General features: G+C 36.5%; 13 protein-coding genes and 2 pseudogenes. 8 read left to right on the forward strand and 7 right to left on the reverse strand.

What is annotated here, in order from left to right; genetic code table 11:
* Nucleotides 1-19: 19 nt before the first annotated feature.
* Nucleotides 20-235 (reverse strand): hypothetical protein, encoded by a 216-nt coding sequence (locus IGQ45_12625; GenBank protein MBF2058025.1) that lies wholly within the window; start codon nucleotides 233-235, stop codon nucleotides 20-22.
* Here IGQ45_12625 and aroA point away from each other — a divergent pair.
* On the forward strand, nucleotides 215-1,537 hold the full coding sequence (aroA, locus tag IGQ45_12630; GenBank protein ID MBF2058026.1) for a 3-phosphoshikimate 1-carboxyvinyltransferase: 1,323 nt from the start codon (nucleotides 215-217) through the stop codon (nucleotides 1,535-1,537). The genes IGQ45_12625 and aroA overlap by 21 nt on opposite strands.
* 90 nt (nucleotides 1,538-1,627) lie before the next feature.
* Here aroA and IGQ45_12635 read toward each other — a convergent pair whose 3' ends face one another.
* Complete coding sequence (locus IGQ45_12635) at nucleotides 1,628-2,755, reverse strand: class I SAM-dependent methyltransferase (protein MBF2058027.1); 1,128 nt, start codon at nucleotides 2,753-2,755, stop codon at nucleotides 1,628-1,630.
* A gap of 186 nt (nucleotides 2,756-2,941) precedes the next feature.
* Nucleotides 2,942-3,127, reverse strand: a complete 186-nt coding sequence (locus IGQ45_12640) for a cation transporter (GenBank protein ID MBF2058028.1) — start codon at nucleotides 3,125-3,127, stop codon at nucleotides 2,942-2,944.
* A gap of 218 nt (nucleotides 3,128-3,345) precedes the next feature.
* On the opposite strand from IGQ45_12640, the gene IGQ45_12645 reads away from it, so the two are divergent.
* Nucleotides 3,346-4,809 carry an amidophosphoribosyltransferase gene (locus IGQ45_12645; protein ID MBF2058029.1) on the forward strand — a complete coding sequence of 488 codons (1,464 nt, stop codon included), beginning with the start codon at nucleotides 3,346-3,348 and terminating at the stop codon, nucleotides 4,807-4,809.
* Between the two features lie 89 nt (nucleotides 4,810-4,898).
* Here IGQ45_12645 and IGQ45_12650 read toward each other — a convergent pair whose 3' ends face one another.
* Nucleotides 4,899-5,174: a 4a-hydroxytetrahydrobiopterin dehydratase gene (locus tag IGQ45_12650; protein MBF2058030.1), complete on the reverse strand. Its 276-nt coding sequence runs from the start codon at nucleotides 5,172-5,174 to the stop codon at nucleotides 4,899-4,901.
* 576 nt (nucleotides 5,175-5,750) lie between these two features.
* On the opposite strand from IGQ45_12650, the pseudogene IGQ45_12655 reads away from it, so the two are divergent.
* The 3 genes and pseudogenes from IGQ45_12655 (at nucleotide 5,751) to IGQ45_12665 (ending at nucleotide 8,704) form a co-directional block, all read left to right on the forward strand.
* Nucleotides 5,751-5,885 (forward strand): annotated as a pseudogene (locus IGQ45_12655) (DUF2887 domain-containing protein).
* A 392-nt stretch (nucleotides 5,886-6,277) separates the two neighbouring features.
* Nucleotides 6,278-7,015: pseudogene (locus IGQ45_12660) on the forward strand (DUF2887 domain-containing protein).
* An 87-nt stretch (nucleotides 7,016-7,102) separates the two neighbouring features.
* Nucleotides 7,103-8,704 carry a peptide chain release factor 3 gene (locus tag IGQ45_12665; protein MBF2058031.1) on the forward strand — a complete coding sequence of 534 codons (1,602 nt, stop codon included), beginning with the start codon at nucleotides 7,103-7,105 and terminating at the stop codon, nucleotides 8,702-8,704.
* Between the two features lie 519 nt (nucleotides 8,705-9,223).
* Here the strand turns inward: IGQ45_12665 and IGQ45_12670 are convergent.
* Nucleotides 9,224-9,754 carry a tetratricopeptide repeat protein gene (locus IGQ45_12670; GenBank protein ID MBF2058032.1) on the reverse strand — a complete coding sequence of 177 codons (531 nt, stop codon included), beginning with the start codon at nucleotides 9,752-9,754 and terminating at the stop codon, nucleotides 9,224-9,226.
* 137 nt (nucleotides 9,755-9,891) lie between these two features.
* Here IGQ45_12670 and IGQ45_12675 point away from each other — a divergent pair, with 137 nt between their 5' ends.
* The gene (locus IGQ45_12675; GenBank protein ID MBF2058033.1) at nucleotides 9,892-10,797 is read left to right on the forward strand and encodes a TIGR04168 family protein; all 906 of its coding nucleotides are present in this window, start codon (nucleotides 9,892-9,894) and stop codon (nucleotides 10,795-10,797) included.
* Nucleotides 10,798-10,804: 7 nt separating this feature from the next.
* Here the strand turns inward: IGQ45_12675 and IGQ45_12680 are convergent, their stop codons facing one another.
* On the reverse strand, nucleotides 10,805-12,682 hold the full coding sequence (locus IGQ45_12680) for an EAL domain-containing protein (GenBank protein ID MBF2058034.1): 1,878 nt from the start codon (nucleotides 12,680-12,682) through the stop codon (nucleotides 10,805-10,807).
* A 719-nt stretch (nucleotides 12,683-13,401) separates the two neighbouring features.
* On the opposite strand from IGQ45_12680, the gene IGQ45_12685 reads away from it, so the two are divergent.
* Together IGQ45_12685 and IGQ45_12690 are read left to right on the forward strand one after the other, a co-directional pair.
* On the forward strand, nucleotides 13,402-14,805 hold the full coding sequence (locus tag IGQ45_12685; GenBank protein ID MBF2058035.1) for a GAF domain-containing sensor histidine kinase: 1,404 nt from the start codon (nucleotides 13,402-13,404) through the stop codon (nucleotides 14,803-14,805).
* Between the two features lie 507 nt (nucleotides 14,806-15,312).
* The gene (locus tag IGQ45_12690) at nucleotides 15,313-17,379 is read left to right on the forward strand and encodes a flotillin family protein (GenBank protein ID MBF2058036.1); all 2,067 of its coding nucleotides are present in this window, start codon (nucleotides 15,313-15,315) and stop codon (nucleotides 17,377-17,379) included.
* A gap of 132 nt (nucleotides 17,380-17,511) precedes the next feature.
* Here the strand turns inward: IGQ45_12690 and IGQ45_12695 are convergent, their stop codons facing one another.
* Nucleotides 17,512-18,462, reverse strand: coding sequence for an undecaprenyl-diphosphate phosphatase (locus tag IGQ45_12695; protein ID MBF2058037.1), 951 nt, complete (start codon nucleotides 18,460-18,462; stop codon nucleotides 17,512-17,514).
* Nucleotides 18,463-18,513: the final 51 nt, after the last annotated feature.

Raw genomic sequence — 18,513 nt, forward strand, 5'->3', positions numbered from 1 at the left:
GTGAACCAAGAATCCCCCACTATAACCCGTAGGGTTTAGTGGTGGGAGTGTCAAATTCATTAGAAATTTTTACTAATCCTTTATCTCCAAAATAGCGCCCTCCACCCTTCAAAATCATAGCTACTGTAGAATAGCTGTTTTTTTTGATAAAATTATCTTGAGTTGAAATAATTTTGGTATAATAATCAGCGCCCTCCACCGTATAAATAAAGCTATGATTAGTACCAACACTCAAGATCAATTAATTATTAACCCTCGTAATCCTCATCTGCGAGGGAAAATTACCGTGCCGGGGGATAAATCTATTTCCCATCGTGCCTTGATGTTGGGTGCTATAGCAGAGGGCATAACCACCATTGAAGGGTTATTATTGGGAGAAGATCCTCAAAGCACAGCTAAATGTTTTCAAGGTATGGGTGCCAAAATCTCTCCTCTCAATACCGAAAAAGTCACCGTTGAGGGCATAGGTACAAATGGACTACAAGAGCCAATCAATGTTCTGGATGCAGGAAACTCAGGCACTACCATGCGTTTAATGTTGGGATTATTAGCATCTCAACCGGACAAATTTTTTACCATTACAGGAGATGATTCCTTGCGTAGTCGCCCCATGTCGAGGGTAATTAAGCCTTTACAGCAAATGGGCGCGGTGATTTATGGTCGTCAAAATAATCAAAATGCACCGTTGGCGGTGATGGGGCAAAATTTACAACCCATACATTATCATTCTCCCATCCCCAGCGCCCAAGTCAAATCCTGTGTTTTATTAGCAGGTTTGATGAGTGAGGGCTTGACAACGGTGACAGAACCTGCACTATCACGAGATCACAGCGAAAGAATGTTACGCGCTTTTGGAGCTAATTTGACCATCAATCCTGATACCCATAGCGTCACCATTGAAGGTAAAACGCCCTTGCGTGGGCAACGGGTAATTGTGCCGGGTGATATTAGTTCGGCGGCTTTTTGGTTGGTGGCGGGCGCTATTATTCCTGATTCTGAGTTACTCATCGAAAATGTGGGAGTTAATCCCACTCGCACGGGTATTTTAGAAGCGTTACACATGATGGGCGCTGATATTACCCTCGAAAATAGGCGAGAAATGGCAGGTGAACCGGTGGCGGATTTACGGGTGAAATCCAGTCAGCTCAAAGGTTGTACCATCGAGGGCGACATCATTCCCCGTTTGATTGATGAGATTCCTATTTTAGCGGTAGCCAGTTGTTTTGCTGAGGGCATAACTATTATTAAAGATGCGGAAGAATTGCGCGTCAAAGAAAGTGATCGTTTAGCGGTGATGGCTTTAGAATTGGGCAAGATGGGCGCTAAAATTACGGAATTTGCCGATGGTATGGAAATTGTTGGTAAGGCTAGTTTGAAGGGCGCTGAATGTGATAGTTTTACGGATCATCGTATCGCCATGAGTCTTGCCATCGCAGGGTTGGGGGCTAGGGGGGAAACCGTGATTAATCGTGCTTCAGCCGCTTCCATTTCTTACCCTGCATTTGTTGATACTTTAAAACAAATCATCAACAATTGATAATTGATAATGAAAAACTACTAATTATCTCCCCCTTCTCCTCTGCTTCCCTTTCCTCCCCTGCTTCCCTTTCCTTCCCTTCCCCCCTGCCTAGTGAGAAAAAGAGGAGTAACTCATTTCTTGGGGAGTAAGATTTTTACTTTGTAGCAATACCCCAAAACCGCCTAAGCCTTCGGGATTAATCAATTCATGGAGTTGATTGCGACGATGCCAAATATCAGCGATGGATAAGTCGGGATTTTCTGACAGCGCCCTCAACCTCTCCCCTAATCCCAACGCCATCAAAAAAAGTGCTTGGGAAGTAAAACCAAGATTTTCTAAACCCTTTTTTGTGCCTGTAATTTCTAGGGCAGTGAAATTTACATGGGCAGTAATATCTTGTTTGCCAATATTGACATAAGGATTATTGTGGTGGCGATGCTGATAATAACATTTTAATGTCCCCTGACTGCGTTGGGGATGATAATATTTGGGGGCATGATAGCCATAATCAATGGTTAAAACATAACCTTTCTTTAGTTTTTGACTGATTTTGGTGACGAGGTGGAGGGCGCTGAGATTTACTTCCGTTTCATATCCTTCTGGGTAAGATTCATCTGTTAAATTAATTTTATTTTCTGCGAAATACTCTTTTATTTCTACGGTAGAAATGTGTTCGATTTCTTCTTTTATTTGGTTATCTTGATAAGTAACAAAAATTTCTTTTAATTGACCATCTTTTTTTACCACTTTATGAACAGGTAAAGCATCAAATAATTCGTTACTAAAAAAGCAACCTATGATGGAATTATCTTCTACATCTTCCCACGTCAACCAGCGCACTCCACCATGAGTAATATTTTCCTGTTGTCGCTTAATTAAAACGTTTGATTTTTCAATGATAATATAATTAATTAAACTGTAAATTGTTGGATATTTAGCTTGTAAATAATTTAAAATATTTTGAGCTAAATTGCCATTTCCAGCGCCCATCTCCACTATAGTAAACGGTTGATTAAACAGTTCAATCCACTGCTTAAACTGTTCAGCGATTAACTCCGCAAAATCATCAGCCACAGAAGCGGAAGTGAAAAAATCCCCTTGACTACCGATGTTAAAATCACGAGAATTATAATAACCATATTCAGGGTCATATAAACACATTTCCATATATTCAGCAAATGGTGAAGGGCGCTGGTTTATGGTAGCTAAAATTTTACTATATAAATTATCCGACATAGAAAAAGCATTACTGAATAGGTGGCTTAATGTAGGAAAAAAGAAACCAAATTATTGACTAAAATTAAGTCTTATCACAAATCCACTTGATCATTTACAGATTAGCATTTTAGTTCAATTTATTGAATGATCGGACTATTTGTCCCGTGTAATTCATTCCATGGTGGGTAAATTACAGCCTCTTCTTTAACAAGTATGACCACAGTTGATGATAGCATTTTTGATTTCACTTTCGACAGCGCCCGTCACCACTGACACAGTTTTATCAGCAACATTAACAGTAACTTCCGCTTGGGCATCAACATTTTTAATGGCTTTGGTGATTGTTTCGCCACATACTTCACACGCAATACTAGGAACTTTAATAATCATCAAATTTACCTTAATCGTTTTAGGGAAAGTATATCAAAGTAATGGTCAAAAGGGCAAAGGGCAATGGAGGGAAAAAGTGAAGCAGGGGAGATCATAATTTATAATTCATAACGAGAGTTTAAGAAATTATTAACAATGATTACGAAAGAATGTTAAAATACACTTGCCTTTGGTAATTATTGTGCAACAATCCCTAATCGTTAGCCCTGACAGAAAAAATGACTTCAACCCATCACCAATCAACCTCCTCAGAATTATTCAGCCACGATAAACCAGAGGAAGCCTGTGGCGTATTTGGTATCTATGCACCAAATGAAACAGTCGCCAAACTAACTTACTTTGGACTCTATGCGCTTCAACATCGAGGGCAAGAATCCGCAGGAATTGCCACTTTTGATGGAAATAACTGCTACTCTTATAAAGATATGGGCTTGGTGTCTCAGGTGTTTAGCGAATCTATTTTAGCTAATTTAACGGGTCAAATTGCTGTAGGTCATACTCGTTATTCTACCACTGGTTCTAGCTTACAGGCTAACGCTCAACCTGCTGTCATTGATACTCGTTTAGGGAAACTAGCCTTAGCACACAACGGTAATTTAGTCAACACTGTTGATTTAAGGGCAGAATTAATCAATCGTAATTGTAAATTCATTACCACCACTGACTCGGAAATGATTGCCATTATGATCGGTAATGAAGTGGATCAGGGCAAAGGATGGCTAGAGGCAGCCATCAGTTCTTTTCAATGGTGTAAAGGCGCTTATAGTTTAGTTATTGGCACTCCTGACGGGATTATGGGGGCGCGTGACCCGAATGGTATTCGCCCTTTGGTCATTGGTTGTTTGAATGAGGAGACGGGCGCCCTCCGTTATGTGTTGGCTTCGGAGACTTGCGCTTTGGATATTATCGGCGCTGAATATCTGCGCGATGTAGAACCGGGTGAAGTAGTTTGGATTAATGATACTGGTTTATCTTCCTTCCATTGGGCAAAACCAGATCAAAAATTATGCGTATTTGAAATGATTTATTTTGCTCGTCCTGACAGTATCATGAGCAATGAAAGTTTATACGCCTACCGTTTACGATTAGGAGAGCAATTAGCCAAAGAATCCTTAGTGGATGTAGATTTTGTTATGGGTGTGCCAGATTCTGGTATTCCTGCCGCCATCGGTTACTCTCGCCATAGTGGCATTACTTATCAAGAAGGCTTGATCAAAAATCGCTACGTTGGCAGAACTTTTATTCAGCCCACCCAACACATGAGAGAACATGGTATCAAAATGAAATTAAATCCTCTCAAGGATGTATTAGAAAATAAAAGAATTTTAATCATCGATGATTCTATCGTCAGAGGTACAACTAGCCGAAACATAGTTAAAGCGTTAAGGGATGCGGGCGCTACGGAAGTGCATATGCGTATTTCTTCTCCTCCTGTGACTCATCCTTGTTTTTATGGTATTGATACCGATAGCCAAGACCAATTAATCGGTGCGAAGATGTCTGTAGAAGGAATTAGACAACAAATCGGCGTTGATACCCTTGCCTATCTTTCCGAAGAAGGAATGTTAAAAGTAACAAAAGAAAATCCTGCTCATTTCTGTACAGCTTGTTTTAATGGCAATTACCCTATTACGATTCCCGATGAAGTCAAAAAAGCTAAATTAGTTTTGGAAAGTGTCTAAATAGGGTTTGATAAAAAATAGCCTTTTTTTAACTGTATATCGGGCTTCTAGCCCGAATGAAGATTGTATCCCGGCATTTCGCAACAACTTTAATATAGTGTTTCGATGGAGTGCGCTAAGTCAAAGTCTTTTTGGGTGATACCACCTTCATCATGGGTAGTGAGATGAATGGTAACTCGATTGTAAGAAATATAAATGTCGGGATGGTGGAGGGCGCCCTCCGCTGGTGCCACTAAACGATCAACAAAATCAATAGCTTCTGGAAAATTTTTAAACTCAAAAGTGCGGGTAATGTGATTACCGTTAGTCATCCAGTTAGATAGATTAGCTAACTTCTGTCTGATTTCTACTTCGTTTAAAACCATAAAATCCTCTGTTTTTTTGCTTATGGTTTCATTGTACCTTTATTTTTAAGAGGGAAACTGAATTAAAATTTCTGACGTTGCTAAATTTAGATATGATTTTTCATTGAGATGGGGAATAGTTATCGTGTTTTTACTGCTATATGCTTATAGTAATTCAAAAATATTTCATACTATTATTAAGCAACACTTTACTTTTTATTTGTTAAAAGCGCCCTTCTGATACGTTTATGCAGAATAAAACGGCATATACCGTAATAAACTGCAATAGCATTTGAGTAAAATACTCAAAAGGAGGTATCCCTCAAAGCCTTAAAAAATATTTTTAAGACACTTATGTTATCTGATTTAACAGACTGCTTCACCCACGGAAGCGTTAATAGTATTACTATCCTATTTTTGTAAGGTACTTCCCCAAAAGGGGCAACCAAAATCTCCCTTTATCGTACATCAAATATTACTTTTCTGAAACCGAAATCGAATACTTTCACAAACTTTTTATTTATTTGTCCTTTTATGTCATTTTAGATCCGTTTATATAGAAAATCTAAGATTTAGTAAATCTCTCTATGAAATGCCATGAAAACTGACAAGCTATTTTACCGCATCTTTTTAAACCAACCCTCTTTAATTTCCGAATTATTACCAGAGATTCCCACTGAGTGCCAATTTGACTATAGTGCGCCCGTCGTCAAGGAAAAGGAATTTCGTTTAGCTTCTTCGGCTCTGTTGCCCCACACTGTATTTTTCAACAAAAACACCCACAAAATCAGTGTGGGATGAATTGCCGTCCAGATTTATGATATAATTCTATTAATCGGTGCTAGAGAGATGTAGCCGTAGTCGGCGAACTCCCCGTTGTAGAAAGGCTAGAGACTACCTATCAATTAATTAATTGATAGCCCCAATGCTTCACTGTTCCTCTTGTAAGCAATAAGCGTAAATGAACAAAGGCGGGTGAAAAACTAAAAAATTAAAAGACCTTCGGAACGAGGGATAAAGCCTACCGCCTGAAAGTAAGACTCGTTACTTCTCGGAGTAAAAAGCATTTCTTTGGGTAGGAAGCCTACACCATAATCTTTGATTTGGTGTATGGTAGTTCACATGGATTATTAACTCCCCTAGAGAATGATAATTTACCATTAATATTTTTAGAAGCACAAATGCAAAAAGATACCGATTTTTATAGTCGATATTTTGGGGCAATTTTTATTTATCTCCATCAATATAAAATAGTCAGAGATTGGCGAGGATTATTGATTTTAAATAATCGTAATCAAAATCTAGGTGCAGAATTGCCTTATAAAAACTTATTAGATAGCCAAGTACAAAGATTATTTTTATCAGACTTATTAACATCGGAAAATATCACGGGTAATTTAGCCATATTAAAATTAATTATCACCCCAGAAAATCAAGCTGTATCGGAAGCTCAAAAAATATTAGCAAATACAGAAAACCGAGAAGATTTTAACCTAAAATTAGATTTAGTAGAAGCTATACTGGTAAATAAATTCCCAAAATTGAGCATAGAGGAAATACAAAAGATGATCAACTTGAGAGAAGCAGACATTACCCAAACTCGTTTTTATCAAGAAGTTTTAGAAATCGGGCGCGGTGAAGGGCGCACGGAAGGGCGCACGGAAGGAGTGCAAGAAGGCAGACAATTAGGGGAGGCAAATATTATCATTCGTTTGTTAAATCGCCGTTGTGGTATTCTTAGCAGTTATTTAGAAGAAAAAGTACGAAGTCTTCCGTTGAGTCAATTAGATTTATTAGGAGAAGCCTTACTCGATTTTCAAAATATTGGTGACTTGGAAAACTGGATAATGAATAATGAATAATTAATAATGGACAAATATAAGGATATGTTATGCTAGTAAAGCCGAAATATTAATAATTACAGACTAAATAAATAGAGTCATATTATAATGTCCTTAACTATAGAACAAGAATTATTACAAGCCGTGAGTAAACGGCGCAATTTTGCCATTATTTCTCACCCTGACGCAGGAAAAACTACCCTCACGGAAAAGTTACTACTCTACGGGGGTGCTATTCACGAAGCTGGGGCTGTGAAAGCCAAACGAGAACAACGTAAGGTTACATCCGACTGGATGGAAATGGAAAAGCAAAGAGGTATTTCTATTACCTCTACTGTACTACAATTTGCTTACAAAGATTATCAAATCAACTTATTAGATACTCCGGGCCACCAAGATTTCAGTGAAGACACCTATCGCACCCTAGCGGCGGCGGATAATGCTGTAATGTTAATTGATGCAGCCAAAGGTTTAGAGCCTCAAACCCGTAAATTATTTGAGGTGTGCCAGTTGCGTTCTTTACCTATCTTTACATTTATTAATAAAATGGATCGCTCGGGTCGTGAACCGTTAGAGTTATTAGATGAAATTGAACAGGAATTAGGCTTAAAAACTTTTGCGGTTAATTATCCTGTGGGCATGGGCGATTATTTTAAAGGGGTTTTTAGTCGTCGTCAAAATGCTTACCATTTATTTGATCGAGTGGTGCATGGTAGCCAAGAAGCGCCCGAAATGATTATCCCCTATGGTGATGATAGTATCAAAAAATATTTGGATGAGCAGTTATATCAACAAACTTTAGAAGAATTAGAGTTAATTAAAGAGGTTGCCTCAGAATTTGACCTTGAGGCGATTCGGGCAGGGAAAATGACCCCAGTATTTTTCGGTAGTGCCATGACTAATTTTGGAGTGCGCTTATTTCTCGATGCGTTTTTAGAGTATGCTTTGCCTCCTACCCCCAGAAATTCCAGTTTAGGGGCGTTAGAGCCTACTTACCCTGATTTTAGTGGTTTTGTGTTTAAGTTACAGGCAAATATGGACGCTAGACACCGAGACAGGGTGGCATTTGTCAGGGTTTGTACTGGTAAATTTGAAAAGGATATGTCGGTAAATCATGCGCGCACCGGGAAAAGTATCCGTTTATCTCGTCCGCAAAAGTTGTTTGCCCAAGGGCGAGAATCCATTGAGGAAGCCTATCCGGGCGATGTTATCGGCTTAAATAATCCGGGGATGTTTGCCATCGGTGATACTATCTATTTGGGTAAGAAAATTGAATATGACGGCATTCCTAGTTTTTCCCCTGAGTTATTTGCTTTTCTCAAAAATCCTAATCCTTCCAAGTTTAAGCAATTCCAAAAAGGGGTGCAAGAGTTACAGGAGGAGGGCGCTGTGCAAATTATGTATTCTGTCGATGAGTTTATCAGAGACCCGATTTTGGCGGCTGTAGGACAGTTGCAATTTGAAGTAGTACAACATCGTTTAGAAAATGAGTATAATGTGGAATCTCGTTTAGAACCTATGGCTTACGGTGTCGCGCGCTGGGTGGTTGACGGCTGGGAAGCATTAGAGAAAGTCGGGCGCTTGTTTAACACCATGACGGTTAAGGATGTGCTAGGGCGCCCGGTGCTGTTATTTAAAAATGAATGGAATATCACCCAAGTACAAGGAGACCATCCTGATTTAAAATTGAGTAAAATTGCCTTGCATTAGTGGCAAACTTATAAATTTTTTGCTATATTAGATATATCCCCAATCCCACCCCAACCCCAGCCCTCTTCCTTCGGGAAGGGGGCTCCCTTTTTGCTCAGGGCGTTTTCAACTTCAGGTACAAAATTTATTTGTTTAGCAGAGGAAGCAAGGGAGAAAGGGGAGATTTTTTACTATTAATTAGGGGTTGGTGAAAAAGTATTTTGGTGAGGGGAGGTGTCAGGTTTGGGGTTTCAGGTATCAGGTGAAATACTTATAAATTAAAGAATTAAGCCAAGTAGTTATTTTTCATAAATTGCTCATTTGTATCAATAATTTTGGCTCTCCTACAGTAGTTATAACAAATTAATAAAAAATAATTAATATAAACTTTAATCAGTATGGCTTTGAGTGTTTTAAAAATGCAATTATTATAAGTCAACAGTTTAAATTTAACCTAATACCTGCTACCTGATACCTGAAACCTTTATTTCACCTAACACCCGATACCTGACACCTTTACAGCGCCCTCCACCCTCATATTTAATTAGTAGGAGAAAACCTCTTAGCTAAAGACTCCACTCTCTTTTGAGCAATAATATTTTTATCATCAAAAACTAAAGTTTGTTTATAAACTTCTAAGGCTTGAGCCGTTAATTGTTTCTTCTCATAAACATTACCTAAATTATTCAAAGCGATAGTATATTCAGGATATAACTTGATTGCTTCCTTATAGTTACGAATAGCAATATCATATTGTTCTTGAGAAAAATAAGCGAAACCCATAGCATTATAAATTAGAGCTTTATTTTCTAAGCTAAGATCATTATCTGCTTTAAGCGCTTTTTGTAATAATTGAACAGCTTGAACAAATAACTTTTTATCCAAATAAATACTACCTAATTCATAGTATTCTTGAGCAGTACCTTTTTCTGTGGTTAACTTTTTTTGTAGATTGGAAAAACGACTTTCTATTTTTCTCGTTTTAAGCACTTGTCGAAATAAAAATATCGCCACCACAACGAGTATTCCTAAAAGGATAGAGATATAAGTTAAAGGGAGATTATCAGTCATAAATTATTTTAATTAATGGATTTACTATCATTCAAGGGTTATCGATCTATTTTTCCACATCCTCCGCTCATTGTACAAAAATAAGGTCATCTCAGGAAAAAATCAGTAACAATATTAAGAAAGATAAAGTTAACAGAATGAAAGAAACAATGAAAATCGCTGTGGTGGGAGATGTTCATGATCAATGGTCTGAAAAAGATGAAGAAGCCTTACAATATTTAGGGGTGGATTTAGTGCTATTTGTGGGGGATTTTGGTAACGAATCCATCGAAATCGTCAGTAAAATATCTCGCTTATCTTTACCCAAGGCAGTGATATTAGGTAATCATGATGCTTGGTATAGTGCCACTTCTTGGGGGCGCAAAAAATCACCCTACGATCATAGTAAAGAAAATCGAGTACAACAACAATTAGATTTATTAGGAAATGCTCATGTTGGTTACGGTAAACTAGATTTTCCTGAATTGGGTATATCAGTAGTCGGTAGTCGCCCTTTTAGTTGGGGTGGCTCAAAATGGAAATGTCAAGAGTTTTATCAACAACGATATGGAGTGAGTAGTTTTGAGGAATCCACTGCCAAAATTCTACAGCAAGTAAGTAAAACTACTCAACATAACTTAATATTTGTGGGACATAATGGCCCTTTTGGTTTGGGTAGTAATCCAGAGGATACCTGTGGCAAGGATTGGCAACCTTTGGGAGGCGATTTTGGCGATCCTGATTTTCAACAAGCAATCACTTTAAGTCGTAGTATGGATAAAAGAGTTAGTTTAGTTACTTTTGGGCATATGCACCACCGTTTACGACACACCAAAGAGAGATTAAGGACAATTATCAATCAAGATAACCATAATACTATTTATCTTAATGCAGCCCATACTCCGAGGGTACAGGAAATTTTAGGACAAAAAGCTCGTAATTTTTCCCTAGTTTCACTTTTTCAAGGTGACATTACGGAAATTAGTTTGGTGTGGGTGAGTGAAAAACTAGAAATTTTGACCAGCGCCCTCCTCCTTAGCAATCACCCTTCTGTTATGGCTTAAAATAGTTCTACTCTGCCCTTTTTTGGGCAAATCCTGACTCTCTCTCGTTGTCAATTAACCATTTAGTGAAGGCTTGATAATCCATGGGTTTCGCCCAGTAGTATCCTTGTCCGCTATGACAATTCATTTTTACTAAAAAGTTTTTCTGAATTTCATTTTCAACTCCCTCACAAACAGCATCTAATTCCAAATCATGACACAAATTCAATACAGCTTGAACAAATTGAGCATTGCGGTTATGTTGTAAATCATCCATAAAACTTTTATCTATTTTTAATTGATCGATAGGAAAATTTTTTAATCTAGCTAAAGAAGAATAGCCCGTGCCAAAATCATCAATGGAAATATGAACCCCTAAAAGTCTAATTTTTTGTAAAATATCAGTAGTTTCACTAATATGATTATTAATCACAGTTTCAGTAATTTCTAAACGTAAATTTTGAGGTAATAACTCAGTTATTGCTAACACTTCTTTAACCTGAGTAAAAATCATATCTTGTTGAAATTGTTGCCCAGCAACATTAACACTCATGGTAACTGATGAGCTAATAAGCCCTTGATTTTGCCAATGTTTCAGTTGTTGACAAGCCTTTTTTAAAATGAGACAACCCAGCGCACTCATCAATCCTACTGACTCAGCAAGGGGTAAAAATTGACTAGGAGTAAGTAGTCCTTTTTGGGTATGATGCCACCTAACTAGAGATTCAATACTTGCTAATTTTTTTGTTCGTAAATTAATAATTGGTTGAAAATATAGCTCTAATTTTTCTTGTTTAATAGCTTCCCTTAATTCTTTTTCTAATTGTCGTTTATTAATTACATCAAGATACATTTGATGGTCAAAAACTTGATAACCTGACTTAGTATTATGTTTAATGGTATACATGGCAATATCAGCATCTCGCAATAAATCTAAAGATGATTGATAAGTTTTATTGGTACTTTGATCTTTATTTAAGACAATGCCAATGGAAGCGCCAGTGATAAACTCTTGTTGATTAATATAAAAAGGTGTTTTGACTTTTTGATGAATGCGACGGGCAATATTTTTCGCTTCTGCCACCGACTCGATGGAAGGCAATAAAATGGCAAATTCATCTCCACCTAACCTTGCCACTAAATCACCATTACGCAAACACAACTTAAAACGTTGGGCAATTTCTTGTAAAAATAAATCTCCAGCTAAATGTCCTAAAGTATCGTTGAGGGTTTTAAAATTATCAATGTCGATTAATAATACAGCAAAAGTTTGTTGAGGGTTTTCTTGTGCTTCAGTTAGTAAATCATTGAGAGATTGAAGAAATAAACTACGGTTAGGTAAATCTGTTAAGCTGTCGTAATTAGAGGCTTTGATTAATTTCTCTTCAGCTTGATGTCTGGCGGTAATATCTTGTATTACAGAGACAAAATAACTAGAGTTATTCTCTTTATCTTTGACTAAAGTCATGGTAATACCTAGCCATTTAGTCTCACCATTTTTGGTAAAACAGCGCCCTTCAACCGTAGGCAAAGAATGATTAAGGGCGACACTGGTGTTGAGGTGCGCTTGAATTGCTTCGATGTCGTCAGCACAAATAAAATTAAAATAATTTTGATTGATTAATTCTGCTTCTGAGTAATCTAAAATATCACAAACCGTTTGATTAACCTTCCAAATATTCCCTTGTGTATCTTGAAGTAAAATACCTACGGCAACTTGATTAAAAATGCCTTGTAAAAGTTCTTCTCTCTCTTGAATATTATGGGTCATTTTTCGCAATACCTGAGACATAATTAATCTTTCATCGGGGAATAAATCCTGAGTCATTAACATCGGTTGTTGACTATAATCCCCGTCACCCACCGCTATAGCGTAATCTTTCAGCGCCCTTATCCTTGCGGTCAAAACATGGCTAAACCAATATAGTATAGCTAATATAAAGGGGTAAGATAATAAAAATGAGCAGATCATCCGCAAAGCAATACCTTTTTGAAGTTGACGGATGTAGCTACCCTCAATGTCACCCCCCAACCCAGCGACAATGACTCCCTCACGATTATAAAGAGATTTACTAAATCTTAGATTTTCTATATAAACGGATCTAAAATGACATAAAAGGACAAATAAATAAAAAGTTTGTGAAAGTATTCGATTTCGGTTTCAGAAAAGTAATATTTGATGTACGATAAAGGGAGATTTTGGTTGCCCCTTTTGGGGAAGTACCTTACAAAAATAGGATAGTAATACTATTAACGCTTCCGTGGGTGAAGCAGTCTGTTAAATCAGATAACATAAGTGTCTTAAAAATAGTGGCTGGAATTTTTCCCTTCAGTATAGCAAAGGATAATGAACAACAGACAATTGACAATGGATCATATATTATTGACAATAGATGACAAATGATTATAAATATTTTAAGATAACTTCTCCATGGTATTTATTTAATAATTTAGTAACTGGAATTGAATATAAAAAAAATTGACAATGAAAGTTAATTTTGAGTAGAATAAACTCAAAGGAGTTAATTTTATCAGTCATACTTAAGTATGGTTAACGGTGATTTTTTTCTCAACAATTAATGACTATTTTCTTAAATTTACCACTACCTAAAAATTTATATGGGGATGCTAACACCTTTATTCTGTGATTGGTGTAACGAAACCACTGACACCAGAGAAAATCGTAGTCGCTTAATGCTTAAGCGATTAAAACTAGATCAAGGTAATGTCATTCCCGTTTTTGAAGAAGCGACTCAAACAATTGCTAATTTCGCTCATGCGCCCGTCGCCATTTTAGGGATAATTCGGAATGGAGAATATCATTTTTTATCAGCATTTGGCTTAATGAATTTTGGTTTAAATACTGATTTTGTGTGCAGTCGAAAACTCTCTACAGTTGATACTTTTGCTTTCCATGTTATTACGGCGAAACAAACTCTAGCAATATCGAATACCCTCGCCGATAGTTTTTTTTGTCACCATTTATTAGTACAAAAATATCAAATTAGAGCTTATTTAGGTACACCGTTGATGGGCGCTGAGGGAGAATGTGTGGGATGTTTAGAAATATTTGATTTACAAGAGAGAGAATTTACTGCCCAAGACATCGAATTTGTAGAACTTAGCGCCCGTTGGTGTATGGCAGAATATGAGAGAGGATTATTAAAAGAGGCAAAATCTAATCTTTTCATTGATGATAATAAATTACCAGAAATTAATGTAAATCAAGTCTCTTCATCTACAGAAAATATCAGTGATTATTCGATACTTCATCCTAAAAATTTAACATTAAAATTACTCAATAAATTACTACAAAAAACTACCATTCCTCTCACTTCAATTATTGGTATGTCTAGCGTTTTAAAACAAGGTATTTACGGCAAAATCAACCCCAAACAATTGGAATATCTTAACATTATTTATGATAGTGGACAGGAAATAACCACCCTCTTAGATGAACTTGTTAGTTTAGGGGCGCTGGAAGATAATAAAAATTTTGAACCTACTTCTGTGGATGTAGAAATTCTCGGACAACAAATCATTTCTTCACTGCAAATGATGATACAAAGCAGAGAATGCACCCTGAGATTATCATTAGAGCCGGGTGCCAAATTTTGGTATTTAGACAGAGAAAAATTCAAACAAACTCTTTACTATTTATTAACAACTATTATTGAAAATGTTAGATCAGGAAGCGAATTAAATATTCATATCTCACAAAAAAAACCACCTTTAAATATCAATATTTTTGTCAAGCATCCATGGTTAGGAGATGGTATTCCCTACGAAAAAATCGAAACTTATATCAAAGCAATTAAGCAATATTATCAAATGGATTTAGCTTATGTTTCTCAGGAAGAAATAGACGCTTATTTAAGAAGTCTCAGTAAATATAGTTATGATCTAACCACCTTATTATTTACTTGTTATTTAATTGAATTACAGCAAGGAGAAATTAAATTACAAGGCACACCAGAATTAGGTTATCGATTTTTGCTACATTTACCGTCAAAAATTGGTCAAGAATAGTTATTAAGTATCCAATCATTAAATAATTAATTAACAATTATCATAACTCCCATAAGATTGCTATACTTATTATTAGGAATATTTTATTCTAATTTTCTTGGTTATCTTACTGGGAAGATAATATAGCAATTATTGTGAAGATTAGGCACAACATAATCCTCCTAAATCCTCCTTAAAAAGAGGAGTTGAGAATAATGAATATACCTCACTATCATGAAAAATGCTATAAATTACATCTGTAAAGAGATGTTAAGTTAAATGACAATTGTTAATTTGTAATATTTTAATTTTTGCTTTGTTTCTATCTTTATTAAAGCGATAAAATTATGTTTATTCCTAATAAAATCCCTAAATGAATTATTATTCTAATCCTTCATTAAACAAAAGGAAATATACTACATTTTCCTATTAAAAAAGGAAAACTAATTATAATTTATCACTAATAATTTAAGACGATTGTAATCACCTTATTACTAAAAAATATCCAAAAATCAAGAGGGCAAAACTATGAAATTTTGGTTAAACTTCATTCAGCAATTACCTACCATTGAGTTAGATAAATTAGAATTACAAAAGCCTCAATATTTATCATCATCAAATAATCAAACCACTGCAACAATTCCTATTAATACCGCTCCTACTTTAGCACAGTTAAATATTGGTAATGTGACCTTTTTTGGTGGTTTAATTGCTTTCTTGGTAATGCTCGGTTTAGTAGCAATTTGGGGTTATACCAGAGTTTATACTATTACACCGAATAATGAAGCATTTGTGCGTACTGGTGGCATATTCGCTAAGGATAAAAAGGTTATATTGAATGGAGGTTGTATGGTTATACCGGGCTTCCACGAATTAACAAGAGTGCCTTTGCGTGAAATTTCCATCGATGTTGTCAGACAGGGCAATTTAGCGGTAAGAACAAGAGATTATTTACGCGCTAATATGAGAGTGACATTTTATGTTTGCATTAGTGCAGATAAAGATGCGGTTTTAACAGCGGCCCAAAGATTATCAAAACAAGGAAAAATTTCTGAAGTTGACATCAAGGATGCCTTGGAGAAGCGCGCTGATGATGCCATTCGTGCGGCGGCAAAAAAGAAAAGTATTGCAGAAATTGATTCAGATAAGTTGGGTTTTGCTGATGAAGTTTTAAACCTAATTCAACAAGATTTAAGAAAAGTTGGTTTAACCCTAAATAATATCGCTATTTCTGAAATTGAAGAAAGTGATACTTATGATGAAAATAACTTTTTTGATGCCCAAGGGGTAAGATTGCGCACGGAAACAATTCAAAAATCTATTAAGCAAAAATTAGATGTTGAGTTAGAAACAAAACGAGAAAAAAGAGAGATTGAATTAAACACTCAAGTGGCTATTGAGCAACAAGAATTAGACGCTGAAAAACAATCTTTAAATATTAATAAAGAGAAGGAAGAAGCTAAGTTAACAAAAATGAAAGAAATTGAATTTCTCAAAGCACAAAGAGAAAGGGAAATTCAAGAATCGAGGGATCAAGAACAAGCGAAAATTGAGCGTAATAAAATTTTACAACAACAGGCTATTGAAGAAGAAAGAATCAAGCAACAATTAGCGGTACAACAAAGCCAAATTAACGCTAATATTTCGTTGGAAGAGGATAATAAAAAATTCCGAGTGGCACAAACTCTACAAGAGCAAGAAGCAGAAGTGGCTGAAATCAATCGTCAGCGCACGGTGGAAGCCTCTCGACTATTGGCACAAATTGCAGTAGCGGAAGCGGACCAAAAATCAAAAATCGCTCAACAAGAGGCATCTATTGCTATTACGAATAAGGAGAAAGAAAGATTTTCTGCCGAGGCTCAAAAAGCACAAGCGGAAGAAGGGGTAAAAACTGCCCGTCAGGTAGAAAATGCGGAAAGAGAAAAACAATTATCTTTAATTGTGGCGGAAAGAGAAGCACAGGAAAAACGTATTACCGATCAAAACGTGATTGAAATTGATGTTTTTCGTCGTCGCCGTCAAGCCGAAATTGCTCGTCAAGCGGCGCTGTTGGAGGCTGAATCTATTCGCACTTTAGCCGACGCACAAAAGTATAAATTGATAGCGGAGGCTGAGGGGAAACGGGCGCTGGTTGAGGCTGAAAATGCTCTTAGTAACGCTAATCGTACCGCAGAGATCATAAAGTTCATTTTCCCCGAAATAGCTCCCAAATTGCCTGAAATAATCCAATCCCTAGCACCCCAGCCCGGTATTTTAGGGGATGCAAGGATTTACTCTTTTCCAGGCGCCCTCCGCAATAATGGAGAGAGTAACGGTAATGATATTAATAAATTGTTGTTTTCTACCAGTGGTTTATCTTTGTTAAATACTTTATTGGATGAGGGTAAACTAGGTAATTTATTAGGTCAAATTAAGGGGTTGTTAAATACTGAAAATCAATCCAGCGCCCTCCCCCTTACAAATATTTCTGACACTGTGGATTATCAAGAAGAAATTAATGATAATGAGGAAGAAAATATCAGTAATGATGATGATTTGGATTACTCTCCTTGGGTATCTGATACAACTATTTCAAAACAAGATCAATCAATGTGATCAGACTCTAATCAATTAGACTTCTGGAAAAAATAGCATCTTTCACCGTATTTCGGACTTTTAGACCCAATACGGTGTATTTCTATTCAACTGTCAGTAATATGCCAATCCAAAAGAATTAATTGCTCATTTTTATTGAAAACCCAACACCCCTAAAATTATCATGCCGAATAGAAGACGATACCAAACAAAAACCCAAGTTTTATGTTTTTGTAAATAACGAATTAACCACACAATGGCAAGATAGGAAAAAATTCCCGAAGAAATTGTACCAATTACGATTGGCATTAGAGATTCAGGTGTAAAATCAGCGCTGATAACGTCTTTTAATTCCACTAATCCAGCAATAGTGATAGCAGGAATACCCAAGAGAAAGGAGAAGCGCGCTGCGGTAGAACGTTCTAAATTAATAAATAGCCCTGATGTAATAGTTGAGCCAGACCTTGAAACTCCCGGAATTAAAGCTAGAGTTTGAGCTAATCCCATCAAAACCCCGTCTTGAATGGTGAGAGTATTAAAATCACGCTTGGCTTTACCCCATTTTTCAGCGATTGCTAATAGTATTGACATCACGATAGAAGCAATGGCAATAGCAACTAAACTTCTCAAAGAAGAGTTATCAAAATCGGGGATAAAAATTTTAATGGCAATTCCTGCGATACAAATGGGAATTGTACCAATAATAATTCCCATGCCCATTTTAAACTCTTGGGAGTCATATTTTTTGGTTTGCACGGCTTGTAACATTCCCAATGCTACATTTTTGAGGTCTTGCCAAAAATACCAAATTACCGCCACAATACTACCAAGTTGAATCACTGCCGTAAATGTTACTCCCGGGTCTCCCCATCCTAACGCAACGGGTACGACTTTAAGGTGGGCGCTACTACTAATAGGCAAAAATTCCGTCATTCCCTGCACAAATCCTAAAAATACCGCTTGAAAAAAATTCAAGTCTTGAGATGTCGATTGAATTGGTATATCTTGAGCATGGGCGAAAGAATTAGTTAAAATGACGATCATTAATCCGCCACAAATTCCTGTAATGTAAGTTAATAACGATGATTTAGATTGATTGAACATTTTTGAGGTGTTAGTTACTAGATGTTAGATATTCGCCCTCTTTTGTCACAG

The sequence above is a fragment of the Cyanobacterium sp. T60_A2020_053 genome (genome assembly GCA_015272165.1).
Classification (GTDB): Bacteria; Cyanobacteriota; Cyanobacteriia; order Cyanobacteriales; family Cyanobacteriaceae; genus Cyanobacterium.

Bases quoted from the DNA above. Each gene is read 5' to 3' on its own strand.
- aroA (MBF2058026.1), top strand. From the start codon at position 215: ATGATTAGTACCAACACTCAAGATCAATTAATTATTAACCCTCGTAAT.
- IGQ45_12635 (MBF2058027.1), bottom strand. From the start codon at position 2,755: ATGTCGGATAATTTATATAGTAAAATTTTAGCTACCATAAACCAGCGC.
- IGQ45_12640 (MBF2058028.1), bottom strand. From the start codon at position 3,127: ATGATTATTAAAGTTCCTAGTATTGCGTGTGAAGTATGTGGCGAAACA.
- IGQ45_12645 (MBF2058029.1), top strand. From the start codon at position 3,346: ATGACTTCAACCCATCACCAATCAACCTCCTCAGAATTATTCAGCCAC.
- IGQ45_12650 (MBF2058030.1), bottom strand. From the start codon at position 5,174: ATGGTTTTAAACGAAGTAGAAATCAGACAGAAGTTAGCTAATCTATCT.
- IGQ45_12665 (MBF2058031.1), top strand. From the start codon at position 7,103: ATGTCCTTAACTATAGAACAAGAATTATTACAAGCCGTGAGTAAACGG.
- IGQ45_12670 (MBF2058032.1), bottom strand. From the start codon at position 9,754: ATGACTGATAATCTCCCTTTAACTTATATCTCTATCCTTTTAGGAATA.
- IGQ45_12675 (MBF2058033.1), top strand. From the start codon at position 9,892: ATGAAAGAAACAATGAAAATCGCTGTGGTGGGAGATGTTCATGATCAA.
- IGQ45_12685 (MBF2058035.1), top strand. From the start codon at position 13,402: ATGCTAACACCTTTATTCTGTGATTGGTGTAACGAAACCACTGACACC.
- IGQ45_12690 (MBF2058036.1), top strand. From the start codon at position 15,313: ATGAAATTTTGGTTAAACTTCATTCAGCAATTACCTACCATTGAGTTA.
- IGQ45_12695 (MBF2058037.1), bottom strand. From the start codon at position 18,462: ATGTTCAATCAATCTAAATCATCGTTATTAACTTACATTACAGGAATT.